We start from the raw sequence: 6,658 nt of genomic DNA, 5'->3' as shown, positions 1-6,658 counted from the left end.
GAAGTGGCGGGGCAGGGGGACCAGCGGCCTGAGCCATCGAGGGCAGCCAGCATGAAAGCCATCCCTGCCCCACCCGCGCAGTCCCAGAGTCGCGAACTCTCGGGACGCACTCAAGAAGGTAGGGCCGTATGACCACCGCCCAGCTCACCAGCCCCTACCAGCACTACGTCTACGCCTACCCGCACAAGACCGCCTACCGGAGGCTGGAGGACCACCCGTCCCTGAAGAGCCTCTGGGCGGCCGAGCCCAAGGACGCGCTCTCGCTCTACCTCCACATACCGTTCTGCGAGGTCCGCTGCGGCTTCTGCAACCTCTTCACCCGCATCGGCGCCCCCGACGGCCTGACCGGCGCCTACCTGGACGCGCTGCAACGCCAGGCCACCGCCGTACGAGACGCGCTGGGGGACGGGATCCGGTTCGCCACGGCCGCCTTCGGCGGCGGCACCCCGACCTTCCTCACCGCCGCCGAACTGGAGCGGCTGTGCGACATCGCCGAGCACCGCATGGGCGCCGACCTGCGCGCGGTCCCGCTCTCGGTCGAGGCCTCGCCCGCCACCGCCACCGCCGACCGGCTCGCCGTCCTCGCCGAGCGCGGCACCACCCGGCTCAGTCTGGGCATCCAGAGCTTCGTCGACACCGAGGCCCGGGCCGCCGTACGCCCACAGCGCCGGGCCGACGTCGAGGCCGCCCTCGGCCGCATCCGGGACACGGACATCCCCGTCCTCAACATCGACCTGATCTACGGCATCGACGGCCAGACCGAGGACACCTGGCTGCACTCCCTGGACGCGGCCCTCGCCTGGCGCCCCGAGGAGCTCTACCTCTACCCCCTCTACGTCCGCCCCCTCACCGGCCTGGACAGGCGCGGCGCGGGCCCCGACCCGGACTGGGACGAGCAGCGGCTGCGGCTGTACCGCGCCGGCCGCGACCATCTCCTCGCACACGGCTACACCCAGCAGTCCATGCGCATGTTCCGCCGCACCGACGCACCCCCTCAGGGCGCCGACGACTACGCCTGCCAGACCGACGGCATGATCGGCCTCGGCTGCGGTGCCCGCTCCTACACGGCCGGACTGCACTACTCCTTCGACTACGCCGTCGGCATGCACGAGATCCGCGGCATCATCGACGACTACGTCACCACGGACGACTTCGCCCACGCCGAGGTCGGCTACCGCATGGATCCGCCGGAGGCCCGCCGCCGGCACCTCCTGCAGTCGCTCCTCCAGGCCGAGGGCCTCCAGGTGGCCGACTACCGCGCCCGCTTCGGCGGCACACCCGCCGACGACTTCGGCCCGGAACTCGCCCGCTTCGCCGACAGCGGGTGGCTGACCGACGACTCCACGACCGTCAGGCTCACCCCCGAGGGCCTCGCCCATTCCGACGCCATCGGCCCCGAGCTGTTCTCCCCGGCCGTGCGCACCGCGATGGCCGCCTACGAGCGGAAGTGACCGGCCCGCCATGGACCTGACCCTCCTGTACCGGGGCCCGCTCGCCTCCTGCGACTACGACTGCCCCTACTGCCCGTTCGCCAAGCGCCGCGACTCCACCGCTCAACTCCGCGCCGACCGCGCCGCGTTGGAGCGCTTCGGGGAGTGGGCCACCCAGCAGACCGACGACCGGCTCTCCGTCCTCTTCACCCCCTGGGGCGAGGGCCTGGTCCGCTCCTGGTACCGGCGCACGCTGACCGAGCTGTCCCACCTCCCGCACATCCGCCGGGTGGCCATCCAGACCAACCTCAGTTGCCGCACCGACTGGCTGGCCGACGCCGACCCCGGCACCCTGGCCCTGTGGTGCACCTACCACCCCGGCCAGACGCCCTACGACCGCTTCCTCACCAAGTGCCGTGACCTGGCCGAGCGCGGGATCCGCTTCAGCGTCGGGATCGTCGGCCTCACCGAGCACCTCGAAGCGGCCCGCCGGCTCCGCGCAGACCTGCCCGGACACGTCTATCTGTGGGTCAACGCGGCCGAGGGGCACACCTACACCGATGCGGAAGCCGACGTGTGGACCGCCCTCGACCCGCTCTTCCCGTACAGCCGCCGTCCGCACACCAGCGCCGGACTGCCCTGCCGCACCGGCGAGTCGGTGATCTCGGTCGACGGCGAGGGCACGGTCCGCCGCTGCCACTTCGTCCGTGCCGAACTCGGCAACCTCTACGACGGCTCCTACCGGGCCGCCCTGCGCCCCCGCGCCTGCCCCCTCGCCGTCTGCGACTGCCACATCGGCTACGTCCACCTCGAGACGCTCCCGCTGTACGACGTCTTCGCGGGCGGCGTCCTGGAACGCGTCCCGGCCCCCGCACAGCACTCCGCCCGCATCACGACGATCGCGATGCGGGCGGAAGCAAGCAAATAGGCGGTCCGGCAACACCCTGAAGGGGCGCGGGGAACTGCGCGACCGGCCACGACGAAGCCGCAGCCGAACGACGGCAGGTCAGGACGTCACGTCGGCGATCCTCCAGCGCTGGTTGGAACCGGAGTTGGCCTGCCAGGTGGTGACGGCCGCACCCTCGTTGGTCGCCTGACCCCCGACTTCGAGGAGACGCCCCGTGGCCGCGTTGACCAGGGTCCAGGTGCCGTCACCGGTGCTCGACATGATCCACTCGGTGGCGGGATCCCGCTTGCCGGTGTCCGGCTCCACCACGGGCACGTTGTCGCGCACGGCGAGCCGCTCGCCCTCGGCCGGGTTGGCGAGCACATACCGCTGACGGTTGCCGGTCTCGCCGTACCGGGCGTCCAGCTGCCACTCCTGCGCGACGGTGCCGTTCGCCGAACCGATCACCAGGTTGGTGCCGTTGGCCGCCACGGTGACCGCCTTGCCGCTCTGCACGCCGGTCAGCGTGTAGGAGTGGCCCTGGGTGAACAGACCGGCGTCCTTCGCGACACCCGAGACGCCCTTGACGGCGAAGGAGGTCACGGACTGGGCCGGGACGGTGTAGGTGGCCTTGCCGTCGACGACCCTGACCGGGGCCTGCTGCTGAAGCTTGCCGTCGGCGCTGGTCACGGTCGGCGTGACCTTCGCGTTGCGCTTGATCGTGCCGAACTTCGACAGGTCGATGGTGACCGTTCGGGCCGCGGTGGTGGAGTTGACGTGGACGAGCGAGGCGCCCTTGCCGTTCTTCGTCACGGCTGCCGCGCTGGAGGTGTCGTCCACCTTGATCAGCTTGTCGCCGGGCTTGATGAAGTGCGTGAAGTTGCGCGCGGTGTCGAACTTGGTGTTCGTGTAGATCGGGCACGACTGGAGCGTGTCCGTCCTGGTGCAGCTGAACGGCAGCTGGATGGAACCCCAGTTGCCGCCCTTGGCGGACTCGCCGCCCGGCTTCATGTTGTCGTAGTCCTCGACCGGCTGCCAGAACACCCAGGCGCTGGGCTCCAGTTCGCGCAGGTCGTTGACGATCTGCTGGGCGAGGCCGAGGCCCGGGCGCATGTCGGTGAAGCTCTGCCCGTCACCCCAGTCGCCCTCGACCTCGCTCATCCACAGCGGCTTGTCGGCGGCCTTGGCGAGATCGCGCACGGTGGTGCGCTGCCCGGTGCCGTAGGTGTGGACGTTCATCTGCCCGACGGCGTCCTTGGACGCCTGCGAGTAGGAGTTCCAGTTGTTGGCGAAGATGGACGGGTTGGTCTCGTCCATCGCCGAGATGTCCGCCTTGACCTTCGCCTTCTTCAGCGCGGACGGAAGCGCGGCCAGCACCTTCTGCTGGAGCTCGGGCCCGATGTGGGCGCCCTCCTGACGGCCGCCGGTGGGCTGCCCGTCCGCGCCGAGCCGGGTGCTCCAGTAGCCGGTGTTGGGCTCGTTGAACGGGTCGATCGTGTCGACCTTGATGTGCTCGGACTTCTCCAGGCGCTTGGTCGCGCCCGCGAGATACGCGGCGAAGTCGTCCACCGAGTCCGTCTTCAGCTGGTCGGCGTTGGCGTCGAAGCCGCCGGAGACGTACCCGCTGACGGTCATGAACCACGGCGGGGAGTTGCTGAACGTCTCCCAGTGGTCGATGTCCTTCTTGATGTGGTCCACCCACCACCGCTGGGTGGCGTCGGCGTCCTCGTTCCAGTCCGCCGGGTCGTCCGCGCTCCACCAGTCGGTGTCGGTGCGGGTGGTGCCTGCCGGCGCCTTCCACCAGCCCTCGACCGCGCCGCCGGCCCGCAGATAGTCCTTGACGTCCGGGGCGTTGCCGCCGCCGATGTTGTACCGGGCGATGTTCAGCCCGAGCCCGTCGTCGCCGAAGAGCAGCTTCGCGAGCTTCTCGCGGACGGCCGGCGGGTAGTCGCCGGTCGCGTTGGCGAACCAGACCAGACTGGTGCCCCAGCCCTCGAACTCGTCCTGCGTGTACGACGGGTCCGGCGTCACGGTGACGGCGGCCTCGGCGTGCGCCTGGACGGGGACGCTCAACAGGGCGGCCCCGGTGGCCAGGGCGGTCAGCGCGGCGGCCCCCAGGGTCCGTCTGTTACGGGTACGGCGTGCCATCAATGCTCCCAACTGCGGTGCGGTCGCTGTGGTGGGCCCCTCCGGCCGCACGGGCGGGAGGGAATGGCCCCCGGCGCGGGTCAGGCCGTGCCGGGGAGTCGTGTGTGCTACAGGGCTGCCTGGCGCAGTACGGCGACCGCGCGGGGCCCGAGGACCAGGGCGCCGTCCGTGCGGCCCGGGCCGGCCAGGACCTCGCCCTCCAGTCCGGTCACCGGCACGGTCTCGTCGGTGCGGTTGACCACGAAGAGGAACCGTTCCTCCGCGCCCCGGCGCACGGTCAGCTCGACCTTCCCCCGGAGTCCGGCCGGAAGTTCACTGCTCACCCCGGCCGGTTCCAGCAGCCTGGGCAGCAGCGAGCGCAGCCCGTCGACCCCGAGGCGGGTGGAGACGTACGACGCCGAACCGGCGCCCGTCGTACGGCGGGTGACCGCCGGACGGCCGGTGTACACACCGGAGCCGTAGTGGGCCAGCACGGAGGTGTCCGGGTCGGTGACCGTGATGCGGTCGGTCCACAGGGTGCCCGTGGAGGCGTCGTCCAGCTCCACGCTCTCCCCGGCGAGCAGCGGGCCGAACTCCTCGATGCGGATCCCGAGCAGCTCGCGCAGGGCACCCGGGTAGCCGCCCAGCCAGACGTGGTCGTTCTCGTCGACGACACCCGAGAAGTAGGTGGTGATGAGGTGGCCGCCCTGTTCGGCGTACCGCGTCAGCTCCTTGGCGAGCTCGGCGGGCACCACGTGCAGCACCGGCGCGATCAGCACCTGGTGGCGGGAGAGGTCGGCGCGGGTGGTGATCAGGTCGGCGCGGATGCCGAGGGCGAGCAGCGCCGAGTACCAGTCGAGCGCCTCCTGCCGGTAGCCGAGCAGGGCGGTGGGGTGCGAGTCCTGCTCGCTCGCCCACCACGACTCCCAGTCGTAGAGGACGCCGACGGCCGCCGTCTCCCGCTCCGAACCGGCCACCGGGGCCAGGGCCTTGAGGGTGGCGCCGAGTTCGGCCACCGCGCGGAAGACGTCGCTGTCCCGGCCGGCGTGCGGGACCATCGCCGAGTGGTACTTCTCGGCGCCGGCCGCCGACTGCCGCCACTGGAAGTAGCAGACGGCGTCCGCGCCGTGCGCCACGTGCAGCAGCGCGTCACGGGCCAGGTCGCCGGGCCGCTTCGCCACGTTGACGGGCTGCCAGTTGACGGCGCTGGTGGAGTGCTCCATCAGGAACCACGGCCGGCCGCCCGCGATGCCGCTGGTCAGGTTGGCGGAGAAGGACAGCTCGTCGCGGTCCTGCGGGCCCGGGTGGACGTAGTGGTCGTTGGAGACGAAGTCGATCTCGCCCGCCCAGTCCGGGTAGTTCATGCCCTTGGTGCCGCCCATCACCATGAAGTTGGTGGTGACCGGGATGTCGGGAGTGATCTCCTTCAGGAGGTCCCGCTCGGCTATGAGGTGGTCCTTCAGCGCGTCCGAGGAGAACCGCTTGAAGTCCAGCTGCTGGGTCGGGTTGGGGTGCGAGGCGGCCAGCCGGGGTGGCAGGATCTGCTCCCAGTCGCTGTAGCGCTGCGACCAGAACGCCGTACCCCAGGCGTGGTTGAGGGCCTCCAGCGTGCCGTAGCGGGCGCGCAGCCAGACCCGGAATGCGTGGGCCGCGTCGTCGGAGAAGTCGTAGACGTTGTGGCAGCCCAGCTCGTTGGACACGTGCCAGGCGACGAGCGCCGGGTGCTCCCGGTAGCGGCCGGCGATCTCCCGGACCAGCCGCAGGGCGTGCTCGCGGAAGACGGGCGAGGTGGGCCGCCAGTGCTGGCGGGCCCCCGGCCACAGCGTCTCGCCGTTCGCCGTCACCGGCAGGATCTCCGGGTGGGCGGTGGTCAGCCACGGCGGCGGGGAGGCGGTGGCGGTGGCCAGGTCGACCCCGATCCCGCCCGCGTGCAGCAGGTCCATGACCTCGTCGAGCCAGCCGAAGTCCCAGGTGTCCGGGCCCGGCTGGATCCGGGCCCAGGAGAAGATCCCCACGGAGACGACGGTGACGCCGGCCTCCTGCATCAGCCGGACGTCCTCCTCCCACACGTCCCGGGGCCACTGCTCGGGGTTGTAGTCGGCACCGTAGGCCAGACGCGGGGCGGGATCACCGTCCGCCCCGCGCAGCATGCGGGACTGGAGGGTGGAGATCATGGCGGTCCTTCCGAAAGTGGTGCACGGGGGCGGCGCGGCCC

Annotated in this window: 4 protein-coding genes; 2 read left to right on the top strand and 2 right to left on the bottom strand. The window is 71.2% G+C overall.

The genetic code is table 11. The features are described from left to right. The first annotated feature begins 128 nt into the window (after nucleotides 1–128). Together ACFPIH_RS08925 and ACFPIH_RS08920 are read left to right on the top strand one after the other, a co-directional pair. The gene (locus ACFPIH_RS08925; RefSeq protein ID WP_381187539.1) at nucleotides 129–1,451 is read left to right on the top strand and encodes an STM4012 family radical SAM protein; all 1,323 of its coding nucleotides are present in this window, start codon (nucleotides 129–131) and stop codon (nucleotides 1,449–1,451) included. 10 nt (nucleotides 1,452–1,461) lie between these two features. Next, nucleotides 1,462–2,358 carry an STM4011 family radical SAM protein gene (locus ACFPIH_RS08920; RefSeq protein ID WP_381187536.1) on the top strand — a complete coding sequence of 299 codons (897 nt, stop codon included), beginning with the start codon at nucleotides 1,462–1,464 and terminating at the stop codon, nucleotides 2,356–2,358. 78 nt (nucleotides 2,359–2,436) lie between these two features. On the opposite strand, the gene ACFPIH_RS08915 is transcribed toward ACFPIH_RS08920, so the two are convergent. Both ACFPIH_RS08915 and ACFPIH_RS08910 read right to left on the bottom strand, forming a co-directional pair. Then, nucleotides 2,437–4,464: an RICIN domain-containing protein gene (locus tag ACFPIH_RS08915; protein WP_381187533.1), complete on the bottom strand. Its 2,028-nt coding sequence runs from the start codon at nucleotides 4,462–4,464 to the stop codon at nucleotides 2,437–2,439. A gap of 107 nt (nucleotides 4,465–4,571) precedes the next feature. Further along, nucleotides 4,572–6,617, bottom strand: coding sequence for a beta-galactosidase (locus ACFPIH_RS08910; protein ID WP_381187530.1), 2,046 nt, complete (start codon nucleotides 6,615–6,617; stop codon nucleotides 4,572–4,574). Between the last annotated feature and the right edge of the window lie 41 nt (nucleotides 6,618–6,658).

It is taken from the genome of Streptomyces vulcanius (assembly GCF_042653945.1).
Classification (GTDB): Bacteria; Actinomycetota; Actinomycetes; order Streptomycetales; family Streptomycetaceae; genus Streptomyces; species Streptomyces mangrovi.
This window is presented reverse-complemented; position numbering and strand designations above follow the sequence as displayed.

Excerpts from the sequence above, each read along its gene's own strand:
- ACFPIH_RS08925 (WP_381187539.1), top strand. The coding sequence starts at position 129 with ATGACCACCGCCCAGCTCACCAGCCCCTACCAGCACTACGTCTACGCC.
- ACFPIH_RS08910 (WP_381187530.1), bottom strand. The coding sequence starts at position 6,617 with ATGATCTCCACCCTCCAGTCCCGCATGCTGCGCGGGGCGGACGGTGAT.
- ACFPIH_RS08920 (WP_381187536.1), top strand. The coding sequence starts at position 1,462 with ATGGACCTGACCCTCCTGTACCGGGGCCCGCTCGCCTCCTGCGACTAC.
- ACFPIH_RS08915 (WP_381187533.1), bottom strand. The coding sequence starts at position 4,464 with ATGGCACGCCGTACCCGTAACAGACGGACCCTGGGGGCCGCCGCGCTG.